Annotated in this window: 18 protein-coding genes; 8 read left to right on the forward strand and 10 right to left on the reverse strand. The window is 65.4% G+C overall.

The window, feature by feature from the left end; genetic code table 11:
• Positions 1-80: 80 nt before the first annotated feature.
• Complete coding sequence (locus tag ACTMTI_RS39560; RefSeq protein WP_441126100.1) at positions 81-2,000, forward strand: DUF3427 domain-containing protein; 1,920 nt, start codon at positions 81-83, stop codon at positions 1,998-2,000.
• A 54-nt stretch (positions 2,001-2,054) separates the two neighbouring features.
• Here ACTMTI_RS39560 and ACTMTI_RS39565 read toward each other — a convergent pair whose 3' ends face one another.
• Together ACTMTI_RS39565 and ACTMTI_RS39570 are read right to left on the reverse strand one after the other, a co-directional pair.
• A complete protein-coding gene (locus ACTMTI_RS39565) occupies positions 2,055-3,686 on the reverse strand; it encodes a caspase, EACC1-associated type (protein WP_441125902.1) in 1,632 nt (543 codons plus the stop codon).
• On the reverse strand, positions 3,683-4,039 hold the full coding sequence (locus tag ACTMTI_RS39570; protein ID WP_441125903.1) for an effector-associated constant component EACC1: 357 nt from the start codon (positions 4,037-4,039) through the stop codon (positions 3,683-3,685). The genes ACTMTI_RS39565 and ACTMTI_RS39570 overlap by 4 nt, the downstream gene beginning before the upstream one ends.
• Before the next feature lie 831 nt (positions 4,040-4,870).
• Here ACTMTI_RS39570 and ACTMTI_RS39575 point away from each other — a divergent pair.
• Complete coding sequence (locus ACTMTI_RS39575) at positions 4,871-5,179, forward strand: hypothetical protein (protein WP_441125904.1); 309 nt, start codon at positions 4,871-4,873, stop codon at positions 5,177-5,179.
• A gap of 3 nt (positions 5,180-5,182) precedes the next feature.
• On the forward strand, positions 5,183-5,893 hold the full coding sequence (locus ACTMTI_RS39580; RefSeq protein ID WP_441125905.1) for a hypothetical protein: 711 nt from the start codon (positions 5,183-5,185) through the stop codon (positions 5,891-5,893).
• Between the two features lie 71 nt (positions 5,894-5,964).
• On the opposite strand, the gene ACTMTI_RS39585 is transcribed toward ACTMTI_RS39580, so the two are convergent.
• Positions 5,965-6,930 (reverse strand): TetR/AcrR family transcriptional regulator C-terminal domain-containing protein, encoded by a 966-nt coding sequence (locus ACTMTI_RS39585; RefSeq protein WP_441125906.1) that lies wholly within the window; start codon positions 6,928-6,930, stop codon positions 5,965-5,967.
• Positions 6,931-7,066: 136 nt separating this feature from the next.
• On the opposite strand from ACTMTI_RS39585, the gene ACTMTI_RS39590 reads away from it, so the two are divergent.
• From ACTMTI_RS39590 to ACTMTI_RS39600, 3 genes are all read left to right on the forward strand, one after another.
• Positions 7,067-7,438, forward strand: a complete 372-nt coding sequence (locus ACTMTI_RS39590; RefSeq protein ID WP_441125907.1) for a hypothetical protein — start codon at positions 7,067-7,069, stop codon at positions 7,436-7,438.
• A complete protein-coding gene (locus ACTMTI_RS39595; RefSeq protein ID WP_441125908.1) occupies positions 7,435-8,460 on the forward strand; it encodes a hypothetical protein in 1,026 nt (341 codons plus the stop codon). The genes ACTMTI_RS39590 and ACTMTI_RS39595 overlap by 4 nt, the downstream gene beginning before the upstream one ends.
• 340 nt (positions 8,461-8,800) lie before the next feature.
• Entirely contained in the window at positions 8,801-9,025 is a 225-nt protein-coding gene (locus ACTMTI_RS39600) for a hypothetical protein (RefSeq protein WP_441125909.1), read from the forward strand.
• A gap of 82 nt (positions 9,026-9,107) precedes the next feature.
• Here ACTMTI_RS39600 and ACTMTI_RS39605 read toward each other — a convergent pair whose 3' ends face one another.
• From ACTMTI_RS39605 to ACTMTI_RS39625, 5 genes are all read right to left on the reverse strand, one after another.
• A complete protein-coding gene (locus ACTMTI_RS39605) occupies positions 9,108-9,908 on the reverse strand; it encodes an urease accessory protein UreD (protein ID WP_441125910.1) in 801 nt (266 codons plus the stop codon).
• Positions 9,905-10,606, reverse strand: coding sequence for an urease accessory protein UreG (gene ureG / locus ACTMTI_RS39610; RefSeq protein ID WP_441125911.1), 702 nt, complete (start codon positions 10,604-10,606; stop codon positions 9,905-9,907). The genes ACTMTI_RS39605 and ureG overlap by 4 nt, the downstream gene beginning before the upstream one ends.
• Positions 10,607-10,678: 72 nt before the next feature.
• Positions 10,679-11,353, reverse strand: coding sequence for an urease accessory protein UreF (locus tag ACTMTI_RS39615; protein ID WP_441125912.1), 675 nt, complete (start codon positions 11,351-11,353; stop codon positions 10,679-10,681).
• A gap of 50 nt (positions 11,354-11,403) precedes the next feature.
• On the reverse strand, positions 11,404-13,200 hold the full coding sequence (locus ACTMTI_RS39620; protein ID WP_441125913.1) for an urease subunit alpha: 1,797 nt from the start codon (positions 13,198-13,200) through the stop codon (positions 11,404-11,406).
• Entirely contained in the window at positions 13,193-13,924 is a 732-nt protein-coding gene (locus ACTMTI_RS39625; protein WP_441125914.1) for an urease subunit gamma, read from the reverse strand. Before ACTMTI_RS39625 ends, ACTMTI_RS39620 begins: the two co-directional genes overlap by 8 nt.
• A gap of 229 nt (positions 13,925-14,153) precedes the next feature.
• Here ACTMTI_RS39625 and ACTMTI_RS39630 point away from each other — a divergent pair, with 229 nt between their 5' ends.
• Together ACTMTI_RS39630 and ACTMTI_RS39635 are read left to right on the forward strand one after the other, a co-directional pair.
• Positions 14,154-14,330: a hypothetical protein gene (locus ACTMTI_RS39630; RefSeq protein WP_441125915.1), complete on the forward strand. Its 177-nt coding sequence runs from the start codon at positions 14,154-14,156 to the stop codon at positions 14,328-14,330.
• Between the two features lie 70 nt (positions 14,331-14,400).
• Positions 14,401-15,111: a hypothetical protein gene (locus tag ACTMTI_RS39635; RefSeq protein WP_441125916.1), complete on the forward strand. Its 711-nt coding sequence runs from the start codon at positions 14,401-14,403 to the stop codon at positions 15,109-15,111.
• A 101-nt stretch (positions 15,112-15,212) separates the two neighbouring features.
• On the opposite strand, the gene ACTMTI_RS39640 is transcribed toward ACTMTI_RS39635, so the two are convergent.
• Both ACTMTI_RS39640 and ACTMTI_RS39645 read right to left on the reverse strand, forming a co-directional pair.
• A complete protein-coding gene (locus ACTMTI_RS39640; protein WP_441125917.1) occupies positions 15,213-15,617 on the reverse strand; it encodes a hypothetical protein in 405 nt (134 codons plus the stop codon).
• Positions 15,618-15,646: 29 nt separating this feature from the next.
• Entirely contained in the window at positions 15,647-15,937 is a 291-nt protein-coding gene (locus tag ACTMTI_RS39645) for a hypothetical protein (protein ID WP_441125918.1), read from the reverse strand.
• Positions 15,938-16,194 lie beyond the last annotated feature (257 nt).

Here is a 16,194-nt window from a genome sequence, read left to right on the forward strand (position 1 = left end):
ACCAGCAAAGATCGAGTAGCCTGACACTGGCCGCATGACACACCCCACCGCGTGTCCACTTCCGTGGGGGAAGGCCCATCCTGCGGCAGAGCCTGCTCACCTTTCGCCAGGTGCTGCGAGACGAGACGTTCGGTGAGCTGTACGTCGGCGGCTCCCGCCCTGAGCAATGGCGGCACGTATTTGCGTCGATCCAGTCGCTGCACGCCAACCCACTGCCAGAGCCTGACGCCTTCGACATGGTGATCGTGGATGAGTTCCACCACGCCGAAGCCTTGACCTACCATCGCTTGCTATCCACGGTACGGCCGAAGGTGCTGCTGGGGCTCACGGCCACCCCAGAACGCACTGATGGTCGCGACATCAAGCACTGGTTCGGCGGCCGGATCGCCGCCGAACTGCGGCTGTGGGAGGCGTTGGAGCGGGGCCTGCTCGCTCCGTTCCAGTACTTCGGCGTCCATGACGGCACCGATCTTCGGGGCGTTGGCTGGCGCCGGGGCCAGGGGTATGACATAGGCCAGCTCTCCAACGTCTACACAGGCAACGATCGCCGTGTCGCCGTCGTGCTGGAGACGCTGCGCCGCAAGGTCGGCAACGTTGGACAGATGCGAGCTATCGGCTTCTGCGTGAGCATCGACCATGCCCGCTTCATGGCCGATCGCTTCACCCAAGCGGGGATTCCTTCGGTCGCCGTCACCGCGCACAGCTCGTCAGATGAACGATCTCAAGCTCTGCGTGACCTGAGGGAACGACAAGTCAAAGCGGTATTCACCGTGGACCTCTTCAACGAAGGTGTGGACATTCCCGAGATTGACACCGTGATCTTTCTGCGCCCCACCGACAGCGCCACCGTCTTCTTGCAACAGCTAGGTCGCGGTCTGCGACTGTCCGACGACAAGCCGTGCTTGACTGTGCTCGACTTCGTCGGCCACCAACACAAGCAGTTCCGCTTCGACAGACGCTACCGAGCGCTCACTGGTGCCAGCCGTACTGGAATCGCTCGCGAGATCGAGCAGGGTTTTCCTACCCTCCCTGCCGGCTGCGTTATCGATCTGGACCGTGACGTACGCCATCTCGTCCTTGAGAACGTGCGGCAAGCACTCAACCTGAACTGGAAGGAGCTGGGACACGAACTTCGCCAGCTCGGCGATGTGACACTGACCCAGTTCTTGGAGGAGACCGGACTAGATGTGGAAGACCTCTACCGGCGGCGGCAGGGATGGGCACATCTGCGACACACTGCTGGTTTCGAGCTAGATGCTCCTGATCAGCAGCTCGGCCGTGCTTTCGGTCGGATGCTTCACATCGACGATGTTGAGCGCCTCGCCTTCCTCACCGAAGTGCTGAACGGCCGAACGCTGCAGTCACCTCGTGAAATGCGTCTGCTCGCCATGCTCGACGCAATGTTGTGGGGTGGTACTGAGCCGGTCTCCGGCATGGAAGCCAGGTTCGCACAGCTTACTGGTGCTCGTGTTGCGGAGCTTCGCGAACTGGCGGCTGTTCTGCGTTCAGGGATTCGTCATGTTGCCCCGCCGCTGGATGCCGTTGTGCCGCTGCACATCCACGCCCGATACAGCAAGAATGAGGTCCTGGCGGCCTTCGGTATCGATCGGCCCGCGCACATGCGTGAAGGTGTCAAATACGTCGAGGAGCACCGGGCGGATCTGTTCTTCGTCACTATAGACAAATCCGAAGACAAGTATTCCCCCACCACGCTTTACCATGACCGGGCGATTAGCGAAGAGCTTTTCCAATGGGAATCGCAGAGTACCCTGCGTACTTCCACTGCGACTGCTCGTCGCTATCTGACTGGTGAATCTACCGTTCACCTGCTCATCCGCCAGTCCAAGCGGGACGAAGGGCTAGGCGCTCCACCGTACACGTATGCTGGTCCTATGCATTACGTCAGCCATGAGGGAGAGCGGCCGATTCGCTTCGTCTGGCGCCTGGACCATCCACTCCCACCCGATGTATTCCATTACGCCAAAGCGACCGCAGGATAGGAAAACCGCTGAGATTTGGCTCGATGGACTATGGGGGTCATGTGACCCTCTAAATCAGAGGTGTTTTCCCTGCTCGTGCAAACGGCGATGGTATCGCACATATTGCAGACCGATTCGATGGCGGGAATGAATATTAAGATCGGCGATGGGCTCTCCTGTTATTCTATCTATAACTCGGAGTCCATCGTCGACTATTATCGCGCCCAGTTCAAAGAGGAGATGGTGGTTTGGGCAAAGGCAGACCATGTTTTCCGCGATGTCTGGTCCTTTGTGAGGAAGGCTGAGACTCCGAAAATGAAAAGTTTCGGAGTACCTCATGCCGCCGATGGTCTCAATGGCAAGCCCGCAGACCTGACATTCGTTATTGTAGAGTTTCTTGATACGCTCGCTAAGTCGACGGTCCTGGAACACCCCGCGCGATACTTGGCTCCAGCGGTTAGGAGCGATGAGCGGCTCGTTCGTAGTGCTATCTGGTCGCTCAATCGACTCAAGCCGGAATCGTAGAACTTTAAATCCGTCTTCACCGGACTCGGACCAGTAATCGGCTACCCGGAAAAGGCCGTCATAGCTGTAGCCTTCTGGCGGAGAAAAGGGGGTCTTGGCCTCGGCGCCACGGATTACTCGTACAGGCAATTGAGTGAGTAGACTGGTAATTAGGGCGGCATTCCCTGAATCATTCGGATCCTGATCCTTGATATGAACACGCTTGGAATCCTGCCCTCCGTGGCCGGTATAAATGATGACGTCCCCGTAATCCACGTCATCCTTGTAGCCACCGGACAAGACAATCGACTCTGCGCCGCCCTTAGATCGCCTTCCGCAAATACCGGCCTCAAACGGTCGGTGCACTTTGGCGCGGCTCAACGCACGTCGATCAGTAAATAGAGTTCCCGGCTCGACACCTGCTATTGCGCCGTAGCCTTCGAGTGAAGGTCTTGAAGGCTTTATAGCGCGATTCTTTACGAGGGCGAGATCTTCCGCGGTATTGCTATTGAGTATCTGAGGAAGAGGGCGTGCTTTGGCTCGCAACGTACTATGGATTTGCGAAAATATAGTCTTTATGCTTAGCAGCTTGGGCTGATCAGGTAGTCCTTCACGAAAGACGGTCAGTAATTCGGCCGTGAATGCGGTGTAGGGTTCGCCCGGGTAAGCAAGAGCGGTCTGCGTTTTGGAGGATGCGGTAAGGACAACCGTTCCTTCTATATTGATAGTGCTATAAATAGCATCTTGTGCTCCACTCATTCCGCCAAGCGCGCGTCCGCTATAGCAACAGTCTAGTATTACGATTCGCCTTAGAGCTGAGCTAGTGATGACCGCGCGACGGATCTGATTATAGGCCACAGCTGTGACTGGAAGATGCCTTGGATCGCTGTTCGTTCCGACCAGCGCTAGTTGTAGTTCACCATCTTGGTCAACTTGACCATGCCCTGCGTAATACACGAGCAAAGTATCTTTGGCCTCGCTCGCCGCCTCTAGCAAAGGCGTAAAAATGTGTGCCCGTGCTGTTGGATCATTGATGACTTTGCAATGCTGAGGCGACAGGCCCAGAATATCATGGTCGCAAAGCGCCTCTTTCAAGCCGACGAGATTGTTTGCCACAGCGGGCAACGAGGGCATGGCCTCATATTGATACTCGCTAGTGCCGATAAGAACAGCTCGCGAGAGGCGCGTATCGGGAAGGCTCATTCGCCACCTGAATCAAGTGCGTCAAAAACCTTCCTTATGGTCTCCGGGTCGCTTTCGCTGAGAGTTACTTCTATATCTCCGCGTCTGATAGTGACCGGTGGTCTTTCAATACGCGAAGCACGCCATGAAAGATACGCCAAGGCAAGGTTTGCCAGCTCGAATCCGCTACTTACCAGTAGTTCGATAGTCTCGAAGTCTGGGCCCATTGAGCCTTGGCTGGGCGGACTTGCTTGAAAAGTGACCTGTGCATTGCGCCGTATATAGTCGTCCTCTTGCAGCCAAGTGCAAAGAGAACGAACCTCCTGCTCCGCCTCGTTACCGTTCATGGCTATGTAGATTGCTCCGGCAGTCACACGTGATCCTTTCCTTGCCCTTGGGATTTAAGGGTACTGCAAAGCCGGCCATAGTGGGAGTTATTGGCTTACGTGGAAATTGGGTATATATGTACTGGGATGCCCACTTTGACCGATGGATGCCCCGTGGCGCCAAAAGGATGGGTTCACGCTTTGTCTGCGCCTTTAATCGTTGTGTGATCGACCCCGTGGTCGTACGGCAGCCGCCATTCATTAGCTGAGCTGGGCGTATGTGGTGGCCAGGCGAGGCGGTGTTCGTGTGTATCCAGTCTTCGACCTCGGCATGGTCGCAGTACAGGCACTGCCTTCTTGCGGCTCAACTCACGCGACGGTTGGCTCGATCAGCTCGATCTCGATGGCCAGCACGCCGAGCGCCTCTTTCTCAGGGCCGTAGATGCGGCGGGTGTTGGCCAGTTGCTGCTCACGCGGGCTGTCGGGGGTTTACGTTGGTGGCGCCCTCGGCATCCGGGTGAACCGTGGCCACGGGTCATGCCCTTCTCGGTCAGACTGTGTCGGCGCACATCCAACCCTGCACGTGGTGTCCGCCTCGAATCCGCGGTTGAGCTGCTGCGGGCACCCCGCCGACGAAGTCCTGGGCGACCATGGTGAAACCCTGCGGGAAGTCGGCATACACGCGAAGGAGAACGTACGCGCGTTCGGGGCACTGCGCTCGACGCCGACGCCCTGAAATGGGTGTGGGCAGAGGAGGTCTGCGGTCGTACGGGATCCTGTCGCGCTAGGCCGTGCTTCGTAGATCTTGGTGGGTCTGTCGGCGGCCGTGGTTAGCATGAGGTCCCGTTTGGCGGTCGGTTGGTCTATCGAGGGGTAGCGATGCTACGTGCTGTGTTCGTCCGAACATTGAAGGCGGGCGTGACGTATGAGCAGTTCAAGGACGCTTGGGTACCAGAGGATATGGACGGCTACCCCGCGAAGGTCAGCGTCTCACGCGATGTCGCCGACGACCGCCAGGTGATCACGGTCCTTGAGCTGGACATGTCCCCGGCCGAGTTCGAGGACAAGCAGGCGGCGCTGACCCGCTCGGACGCGCTGGAGCGGCTCGCTGAGATCGTGCACACCACCGAACTGGTAGGCCTCTATGAGGAGGTGTTCGATGACAGCGCTCTATGCGGTTCGGGGTGAGTGATGTCGTTCAAAGCCGAGCAGATCGAGAGACTGGCCGAGTCCGGATGGGCCCGCTGCGCATCGGTCGCCGAAGCGGTGGCGCAGGCGCGGCTCCCGGCAGTGACGCCCGCCTATTTGGCGACCGCCTTCTCCGACGACCTGTGGGACGCCGCCGAGCGCACGGTGCTCGTCCTCCGGGACCACTTCGCCTCGGCTCGCTTCGCGGACGAGACAACGTACGGGATCTTGCTGGTGCCCGACCCCGGCAAGCTGGACACCCGACGCCCGATGGCGCCAGCCGTGCGAGTAGACCAGCTCGGCGCACCCGTCGAGGACGTGTTCGACGCGCGGCTCCCCGCGGGAGTCCTTGGCATCCGGCCCGGCACGCCGTGGACGATGGTCGCCACGGTCACCGGAGCTTATGGGCCGTCTCTGGGCAGCCACCACCAGATCGTGGCCGGGCCAGGAGAGGCATTCACGGTAGCCGGCACGGACACCAGGACGCTGATGATCCGCCAGCTCTGGGGGGCACGTGTCTTGCAAGGCGGCCGTCACCTGCCTGACTGCGAGTCAAACCAGAGATGGACATTCACGCTGTTCCCCGGCGAAGGCCTCACCGGTGGCCATGCCGAGTCCGGCACCGTACTCAAGGGCAAGGCGCGGTTCCGTCTCGGCAAACCCGATCGCGGCATCGGATCCGCGCGCGTGGCTCCCGCCATCGCCGTTACCTAGAGCATGCCGCGTCGAGGAGGCGGCGCAGGTGCATTGTGTCCGTGGCCAGGGCCGTCTAGGTGGCCGGCGCCTCATGGCCGCATTCGGGCTTGGTCCTCCAGCATGGCGGCGAAGCCGTCGAGATGGCGGGCAAGACTGTACTCGAACAGTCCGTCCAGGTCCGACACCGTTTCCTCGGGGACCGTGGCCAGCAGAGGGAATCGTCCGCTGTTGAGGAGTTCGTCGGCCCGTTTCCGCTGGGCGAGCCACCATCCGGTGAGCGTCACGCCGGTCTCCTGCTCGGCTTCGACTTCGTCGGCCATGGACAGGGCAACGGTGACGACCAGGGTGTGCAGCGTGAGTGCCTCTCGAATTCGTGTCGTCATGGGCAGCCCGAGCCCGTCGAGTGCACGCAGGGTCCACTCGGTGTGGGCCATCATGTTGGGCACGAGGAAAGGGCGCGTGAACGAGACGGCCCTGGGCAGCCAGAGGTGTCGCCGGCACAGTTCCCATTGCCGTCGGGAGATCAGTTCGAGCTTGGCTCGCCACCCTTCCGGCCCGGGGATGGGGAGCTCTGGTTCGCCGAAGGCTTCGTCGACCATCTGCGTCACCAGTTCGTCCTTATTGGCCACGTGCCGGTACAGCGACATCGGACCGACATCGAGCTCGGCCGCTAGTCGCCGCATGGACACGGCAACGAGTCCCTCGATGTCGGCGATGGCGATGGCGGCGTGGAGAACTTGCTTGCGGTTCAGTGCCTGCTTGGCGACGCCGGCCTGCCGCGGTCTTGGTGACGCGGCCGGGCCGGTCGGCTGTTTGTGGCCCGCGCGGGGGCTGACCACCGTGCCGGAACCGACCTTCGCCTCGACCAGCCCCTCGTCGCGCAGAGCCGCCATCACTTTGGTCGCGGTCGCGACCGCGACGCCCCGTCGCTGGGCGATCTGCCGGATGGAGGGCATGCGATCGCCCGGCCGCAGCTCACCGGTCAGGATCCGGGCGCGGAACTCCGCGACGATCCGCCGGTATGGCGGCTCCGGTCGCCGCGTTGACGACACCATGAGGGCCCTCGATTCATCGGTGAGGTTATTGCCAGCAGAGAGTGTACTAGTTCAATCTGTCCAGTACTAGTTCACTTCATCATCCGAAGATACCCAAGCTACTCAGGAGGAACAGAGATCTAGATACCATGTGCGCATGACATTTGATACGCCGTACGCATACGTGTGGCAGACAGACGGCGCAGACCAGCAGGCGGTGATGGACTACCGCCTGCTGCTCGCCCATCTCGCCGCCGAGACCTACCTGGCCGGCCGTCGCGAGGGCGCCTCGGCATGGCAGACGTTGGCCGCCGGCCAGGCGCCCCATGAGCAGCATCCGGACGCGTCCGACGCGGACCCGAACGTGCTGGCACCTGGGCTCCTCCCCGGCGCCGCGGCAGGCGCCGCCGAGTTGGCGTTCCGCCCGCTCGTGCAGAGGTTCTTTCCACCGGCTCGAGGCTGGTTCGCTCCCATGAGGCTCAGCACGGCTTCCACCAGCATGGACGGCGCAGGATCGGAGGCCGCATGAACCAGATGGGGGACCAGTTGTCCATCTCGTATGCCGAAGTACGGTCGTGGCATCGACCGCTCATGATCATGGTGGCGGCGATGTCCGCGCTCCTCATCGTCGCGAGCGTCGGTTTTCTCGCCGACGGTCGCGAGCTCTTGCAGCAGTCGGTCTGGGCCAAGCCGTTGAAGTTCGCGGTGTCGTTCGTCATGTACGGCGCAACGCTCGCCTGGCTGATACCGAAACTGCGCCGGGCACGGCGCACGATGTGGACCATCGGAACGGTCTTCGCCATCGCCGGACTGGTCGACGTCGGCTTCATCGCGGTGCAGGCCGCCCGCGGCACCTACAGCCACTTCAACGCCAGCACCGAACCGTTCAGCCAGATCGGGCAGCAGATCTTCTCCACCGGCGTGTTCGGGCTGTTCGGGGCGAGCCTGATCATCGCCATCATGCTGCTGTTCCAGCGCGTCGGTGACACGGCACTCACCTGGGCCCTGCGCGCCGGGCTCGGGCTGGCCGTCCTCGGCATGGCGCTGGCGTCCTTCATCACCGGGTGGACCTCGTCGGCCGGACCCCGCACCGTCGAGGACGCCTACGGCAATCCGGTCCCGCTGGTGGGCGGACACGGAGTCGGAGTACCGGACGGCGGTGGCATGCCGATCACGAACTGGAGCACCACAGGCGGCGACCTGCGCGTCCCGCACTTCATCGGCCTGCACTCCATCCAGGTTTTCGTGCTCGCGGTGCTGGTTCTCGCCGCCCTCGCGGCCCGAATCGGCTGGCTGTGCGGCGAACGTGTGCGCGCCCAGCTGATCGGGGTCGTCATCCTGGGGTACACCGCGCTGTTCGCCATCACGGCATGGCAGGCGCTGCGCGGTCAGTCGCTGCTCCACCCCGACGCAGCCACGTGGACCGCGCTCGCGATGGCGGTTGTCGTGACCGCGCTGCTGGCGGCCCTGGCCATCTCGGCGGCCCGCCGCAGCGAGGTGGCACCCGCCGGCGACGGGCACTCGCCCAGCGCGCTGCCGACTCGGGGGTGAGCACAGGAGCAGCCGTTGGCACTGAGATTGGGGTCGCGAACCCGCCGGTAGCCGCTGGGCGTCCGTGAAACCGCCGACGAACAGAGGAGTGAGCCGCCTGCAGATGCCGTACACCCAGCGGGACACGTGGATGACCTCCCAGCACGCTCTGGGCGTACCGCAGCGAGAAGAACCTCGTCCGCTGCTAAGTGCGGGCTCGCCGGCACTGAGGCCGATGACGAGTTTGTGGGCGTGGCGGCCTCCGGCGCGGCGGGCGAGCGGCACGTACGTCATGCCGCCGCGGGTGACGAGGCATAGGCGCACGCGGGATCGCAGGTCCACGACGTCTTCTTCCCCTTGCGTGCACGCCGAGACGCTGTTTCTGACCGGCAGCGCCGCGGCGTTTCGGCAGCCTGCCCGCCACTTCTTCGCCGTGGCGAAGGAAGGGCCGCCCGCTGCCGCGACCTCGCTGTACATCTCGGGCGCCTGCAACTATCACGTCTGCCGGCTGTTCTACTGGCCCAACCTGGACCCGGGCCGCGGGCAGGACATCCACGTGGAGTACTCCCCGCGATGGACGGCTTGACAAGCTCTGCCGCGGAATCATGCGAGATCCTGCGTAACTGGAAGCGCCAACACCGGTCGGTGCTCACGGACGCCGGACGCGTTTACGCAATGGGATAAGCCGCGTCGAGGAGGCGGCGCAGGTGCATTGTGTCCGTGGCCAGGGCGGTGACCAGAATGGCGGGACCGGCGAGCGGGGTCAGCACGGCCTGCCCGTGGGCGGGGTCGTCGCCGATCAGCCGGACGTCGGGCGGGTCTTTCTCGTAGGCGGGGTCGACGATGAGGATCTGGCCGATGGCGCGGTGGCCGGCGAGGATGGCGGGGCCGTCCCAGCCGGGTGCGTCGGGACCGTAGCTGGTCTGCTGGTCCAGGAGAGGGTGTCCGTCGTGCCGGACGGTGAGGCGGGTGGTCAGCCGGCCCGGTGGTTCGTTGGCGCGGCCGAGGACCTGTTCCTCGCGCAGGACGAGTCGCGCGCCGGCGGCGAGGTCGATGGTGCAGGTCTGGCGGAGGTTGCTGCGTGCGGCGGAGATCAGTGGCTGGGGCAGCCAGTGCAGGCTGGCCTGGTCTGCCACGGTCAGGTGAACGTCGTAGGTGGCGTGCTCGGGGGTGGGGCCGCGCAGGGCGATGGTGGCGGCGACTGTGGTGATGTGCAGGTGGGCGTCTTGTTCGGCGGTGGCTTCGATGCGGAGTCGGTCGCCGCCGAGGGGGGCGCTCATGGCGCCGAGGATGCACACCCGTGCCTGGTTTCCGTGCGGGCGGTTGCGGCGCAGGTCGAAAGGACCGTCGCCGGCCAGAACGGGCAGGGCGGTGGCGTTTCCCGCGCTGGTCGCCCTGATGCGGGCGGTGGCGTGCACGCCCGGGGCGGTGCGCCTGGCCGGGGTGGTCTGGGGTGAGGTGAGGGTCATGCGGGGCTCGCGGTCCAGTCGGCGAGGCGCTCGCGGACCCAGTCCGACACGGGTGTGATGCCGCCTTCGGTCTTCAGGGCGGTGAAGGCGACGGGCAGGTCGCCGCGCTGGGCTTTGGCGTCGCGGGCCATGCCTTCCAGGTCGACGCCGACGTGGGGGGCGAGGTCGGTCTTGTTGATGACGAGGAGGTCGGCGGTGGTGATGCCGGGGCCGCCCTTGCGGGGGATGTCGTCGCCGCCCGCGACGTCGATGACGAAGATCTGGGCGTCGACGAGGCCCTTGGAGAAGGTCGCGGTGAGGTTGTCGCCGCCTGACTCGATGAGGATCAGGTCGAGCGGGCCGAGCTGATCCTCCAGATCCTCGACGGCTTCGAGGTTGGCGGAGATGTCGTCGCGGATGGCGGTGTGCGGGCAAGCCCCGGTCTCGACCGCCGCGATGCGCTCGGCGGGAAGGACGGCCTCCCGGAGCAGAAATTCGGCGTCCTCACGGGTGTAGATGTCGTTGGTGACGACGGCGATGGACACCTCGTCGCGCAACGCACGGCACAGGGCGGCGACGGTGGCGGTCTTGCCGGTGCCGACCGGCCCGCCCAGGCCGATGCGCAGGGCGCGGCGGCGGCCGTCGGGGCGCTCGGGGGAGGAGCCGCCGGGGCCGTGGGTGTGGCCCTCGGGAAAGGCGTCGCTGTGGTGGAGGTGCATGGCTGCTCCGGGTTGTCGAACGAGTGGTGCGGTGGTCAGAAGGCGGCGTTCGGGTTACAGGCGAGGTCGGGGTCAGGAGGCGAACAGGCGTGCCGGGCGGGCGGCGTGCTGTTCGGCGGTGATGTCGAGCAGCGGCGCCGAGACGGCGGGCAGCGCGCCGAGGCCGTCAGCGTGGACGCGCTGCGCGGCTCCGGCTGCCTGCGCGGCGACGTGATCGATGTCGGCGGCGAGGCGGGCGAGGATGGCGATGGCGTCGAAGGGGTCCAGCCTGAGCAGGCGGACGGTCGCGGTAGCCGGGCCGCTGACGCTCTCGTACGCCGCCGCGTACGCGGCGTCCAGCGGGGTCAGGCCTGCGGAGCGGGCGGTGAGGCCGAGGACGACGGGCTGGTGAGCGCCCCGCGGCCGGGCCGCGGCCAGGGCGTCGAGCTCGGCCGAGGGCCAGGCGGCTCGGGCGGCCCGCAGCATTTGCCGTCCGAGCCTGCGCGCGCTCTGGCGCAGGGCGGGGGCGGGAGTGCGGGCGTCGGCGGCCTCGTCCAGCAGGAGCGGGTCGTATCCAGCGGCGGCCGCGGCGGCGAGACCCGCCGCGACCAGCCCGCTGGTGTGCAGCCGGCCGCGGCAGAACTCCTCCAGGCTCGTGACGTCGCGGACGCGTCCCGCGGTGACAGCGGGTTCGGCCCCGCCGGAGTGGGCGTGCCCTCCGGCGGGGAAACGGCCGTCGGCCAGGACGAGCAGTGCGGCACGGTGCATCGTGCGTGGCTCACCTTTCGTTCACGGTGCGGTCGTTCACGGTGCGGCGGTCAGAAGAGGAAGTAGCGCTGAGCCATGGGCAGTTCGGTGGCGTAGTCCCGCTCGACGAGTTGGTCGTCGATCTCCGTCTTCACGTCCTTGGCCTCTGCTCCGCCGATCTCCACCTCGAACGTGTCGGGATCGACGCGGATGTCGGGGCGGGCGTTGTTCTCCCGCATGTTCTCTTTGAAGACCTTGCGGGTGTTGCGGATGGGCCTGAACTCCTTGCTCACCTTGAGCTCGTCGAGCAGGCCGGCCTTGATGGCGTCCGCGGTGACGAAGTTGACCGAGTTGGCGGCAGGTGCCTTGCCGGTCGCGCCGAACACGGCGCGGGGCAGGACCGGCTGCGGGGTGGTGATGGAGGCGTTGGCGTCGCCCACCTGCGCGTAGGCGATCTGGCCGCCCTTGATGACCCGATGCGTCTTGACGCCGAAGAACTTCGGCTCCCACAGCACCAGGTCGGCGAGCTTGCCCACCTCGACCGAGCCGACCTCGTGGTCGATGCCGTGTGCGATCGCCGGGTTGATGGTGTATTTGGCGACGTAGCGGCGGGCACGATGATTGTCGGCCCCGTCGTCGCCGTCCAGAGGGCCGCGCCGGGCCTTCATCACGTGCGCGGTCTGCCACGTCCGCATGATCATCTCGCCGATGCGGCCCATGGCCTGGGCGTCCGACGACATGATCGAGATGGCGCCGAGGTCGTGCAGGATGTCCTCGGCGGCCATCGTGGAAGGCCGGATCCGCGACTCGGCGAAGGCCTTGTCCTCCGGCAGCTCCGGGTTCAGGTGATGGCAGACCATCACCATGTCGATGTGCTCCTTGACCGTGTTGACGGTGAAGGGCCGGGTGGGGTTGGTGGAGGCGGGCAGCACGTTCCGCAGGCTCACCATAGTGATCATGTCCGGGGCGTGGCCGCCGCCGGCGCCCTCGACGTGGAAGACGTGGATCGGGTGGTCGCCGATGGCCTCGATGGTGTCGGCGACCGCGCCGGCCTCGTTCAGCGAGTCGGCGTGCAGGGCGAGTTGGGCACCGGTCTCCTTGCACACCTCCAGGCACTTGCGCAGCACGGCGGGAGTGGCCCCCCAGTCCTCGTGAATCTTGAAGCCGAGGACGCCCGCCTTCACCTGGTTGCGGAGGGATTCTGTGGACATGGTGCTGCCCTTGCCGAGCAGCCCGACGTTGACCGGGAAAGCGTCCAGCGCCTCGAACGCCCTCGCGATGTGCCAGGAACCGGGCGTGACGGTGGTGGCGGTGCTGCCCTCCGCGGGGCCCGTACCGCCACCGATCAGGGTGGTGACGCCGGCGGCGAGCGCCTCGTGGATCTGCTCGGGGCAGATGAAGTGGACGTGGGTGTCGACTCCGCCCGCAGTGAGAATCTTGCCGTTGCCCGCGATGACCTCGGTCTCAGGACCGATGAGGAAGTCCGTGGCCCTCCCGTGGCCGTCGTGGAGCGGGTCCATGGTCTCGTCGTTGTAGGCCTTGCCGAGCGCGATGATCCGGCCGTCGCGGATGGCGACGTCGGCTTTGACGACACCCCAGTGGTCCAGGATGACGGCGCCGGTGATGACGGTGTCGGGGGGCTGCGGGGCGCCGGGCTCCGCGGAGTCGCGCGGCGCGCAGGACTGGCCCATCGATTCGCGGATCACCTTGCCGCCGCCGAAGACGACCTCGTTGCCGCTGCGTCCAGGACCGCCGGACCAGTCCTCGGTGACCTCGATCCGCAGGTTGGTGTCCGCCAGGCGGATGCGGTCACCAGTCGTGGGGCCGAACCTGTCGGCGTATTCGACGCGGGTCAGGGGCTTAGGCATCGAGGGGACCTCCGACCTCGCCGCGCAGGCCCGCGACGATGCGCTTGCCCTCAATGGGCACGAGCTCCACTTCCCGCGGGCACCGGGGTTCGAACCGGATGGAGCTGCCGGCGGCGATGTTCAGCCGCTTGCCGTAGGCGTCGGCGCGGGGCTCGAATTCGAGACGCGGGTTGGCCTCGTAGAAGTGGTAGTGGGAGCCGACCTGGATGGGACGGTCGTCAGTGTTGGTGACGATCAGAGTCGTGACGTCACGGCCGACGTTGAAGGCCACGGGCTCGGTGTCCTCGGGATGGTCGATCTTCCCGGGATGAACCAGCGCATCCCTGCCCGCCTCCGGGAAGGGGTCGCGGATGGTGACCAGCTTGGTGCCATCGGGGAAGGTGGCTTCGATCTGGATGTCGGAGATCATCTCCGGGACGCCCTCCATGACGTCATTGCGGTTGAGCACCTTCGGGTCCGGGGGGCGCATGAGCTCGTCGACGGATTTGCCGTCCCTGGCTCCTTCGAGAACGTGCGCGGTCAGCAGCGCGACCGCCTCCGGGTAGTTGAGCAGAACCCCTCGCTGTTTACGCTTCCAGGCCACGTCCGCAGCCACATGAATCATGAGACGTTCCTGCTCATGCGGAGTCAGATGCATCCCCGCCCCCTCGCCTTCGCTCTGCCCCGGGCTCCGTCCCGGGGGCCACCGATGGTGCGGACACCGACACGACCGGCCTTCAGCCATGCGGAGGCCGTCCGCTCACTCCAGGCGGGAGCCGACGCCCTCACCCTTTGCGCCTACAGGAGCGCCAGTTCAGCCTGGTGACCTGCAAGGCGGCCCAGAGCCCTGGCAGATCAGCACCCCGTGTCACATCTAGTAATGCAATGACTGCTTACTGTGACACGGCGTGATGGCGAGCGTCCATTACCCGGGACACAGAGTTGCAATGATCTGTCACTCTGGGAGGTGATCGATGGTGGCCGGCAAGGCAGGCGAGGCCTTGAGGCGGCGCTGGCCGACGGGTCGTAGCGGCTCCACTCCCGGCCACCGCGTATGGGTCAGGTCGGCGCGCCCCGTCACCGGCATGATGGCCCCGGAGGTCCGCTACGTCGGCCACTCGGACCTGACCGAGGTGCTCAAGAAGTACTGACTTTCGGCAAGGGTGCCGGTTGACGATCGGCGGATGACCCACCCGGTTCGCCCTTGACAGGCTCGCCGCCATGAACACGTACTTTCCCGGACGGTGGATCGGCGGCGCGACGCTCATCCTGGGCCCGGTCGTCATGTGCGCCGGATACCTGCTGCGCTACCTGAGCACGATCACCGCCCTCACCCCACAGCAGCAGGCGTGGGCCGAGGCGCAGCCGTTCGCCGCCTACGGCCAGCTCCTCGCCTACGCCTCGGAACCCGCCCTGCTCACCCTCTCCTACGCGGTCTTCGCACTGGGGGCGGTGCTGCTCTTCCCCGCTTTCGTCGCTCTGGCCCAGCGGGTCGGTGGCGGCCTCGCCTTCTGGGGCGCCACCCTGCTGGTCGCCGGGCTTTTCTCCCGCCTGTACTTCGCCGGCGCCGACCAGACCGCCTTCCAGCTCACCGAGGTCATCGGGCTGGACCAGGCGACGGATGCGATCATGAAGGAGTACGTGGACATTTCCTACGGCCCGTGGCGGGTAGCGGTCTGGGCCTCGGTCGGCCAGTACGCGGGCTCGCTCCTGCTGGCCGTCGCCGCCTGGCGTACGGGCGTCTTCGGCACTGCCCGGGCCTCGATGCTGCTGCTGGCGGGAGGGACGTGGATGGGCGTGCTCAAGGCCGCCTCGATCCCCGATGCGCTGGTCACCGCCCTGTTCTGCGTGGCCCTGGTCCCGCTGGGCGTGCGGATGCTGCGGGACCGGCTGCCGGTTCCCGCTGGGCGTCCGAAGGTGCTGAGCTGGTGAGCTTCATGGGAGCGCGGACTGGGTCACGCAGCCGATGGTGAACTCGGTTGCCCACCGGTTGTTGTCGGGGTGGAGGTCAGCGGGCGGACAGGAGGCAGGACTTAGACCGGCACCCAACCGATTGGTGAGTCACGTCTGAGGCGGGCAGCGGCGACTAGCTTCGGAACGTGCGAACCGTCGCTTGAGACCACCTTCGCAGGTCCGCTGCCCCTTGCGGCGGAGGCCACTACCAAGGCATCTACCACGCACTCGTGCCCGTCCAAGCCGGCGTCATCCAGCAACAGGCCGGCCAGGTCCGCGACTCCTTCCGTCACGGGCAGCACGGTCAGGTGTGCGCGCTGCCAGATGAGACGTTTTCCGATCGCTCCGGTACGACGTACCTCAGACAGCGTCACGGCACTGATCGCTGGGATGAAACCTTCATCCCTTGCAATGGCTATCCGGGCAACGATTCGGGGATCGTCCTCACCGAGCAGGGAGAACGGCTGGGCGTCGAGCACGAGCATGGGCGTGGGGAACGGAACGTCCGCGCGCCTTACTCTGCGGACCACGCCCGCCTGGCTTCCTTCATGGCCTCGTCGGACAGCGGGCCGACCCTCCGTTCGTGGTCGGCCACGATCTCCTCGGCCTTCAACAACGCCAAACCGTACTCGGCGGCCTGATCAACGAAACGCGAGAAACCCCGGGGACCGGTCCGGCTCTCGATCTCCTCGGCGAGCGAGCGGCGAAGGGTCACCGATTTCTTGATCGTCGGATCTGTGGGCTGCGGCAAGGCCATGGCCTCATTATGCCACTTGAAGTCGCATTGCACGGCTACACCGCTCACCCGTCACGGCAGCCCCCCTCTGTCCCGCTGACTCACGCCCTCGCCTCACCAGACGCGGTTCTCGTCGGGTAGCTCGGCTGTCGCGACACGCGGATCGACGCCGGGGATTCTCGGTCGCGGTGCTGCTGCTGTCTATGGATGGCGGCCTGCTGGTGGTGCGCCGTGGGATCGAGCCGCACCGGGGCGAGCTTGCCTTGCCCGGCTGCCTCTCAGCACTGGCACCGGTCGCCGGGCGTTCGCCCAAATGGACCAGCGCC

Origin of the sequence: Nonomuraea sp. H19, assembly GCF_052068215.1 — a bacterium.
Taxonomy (GTDB): domain Bacteria; phylum Actinomycetota; class Actinomycetes; order Streptosporangiales; family Streptosporangiaceae; genus Nonomuraea.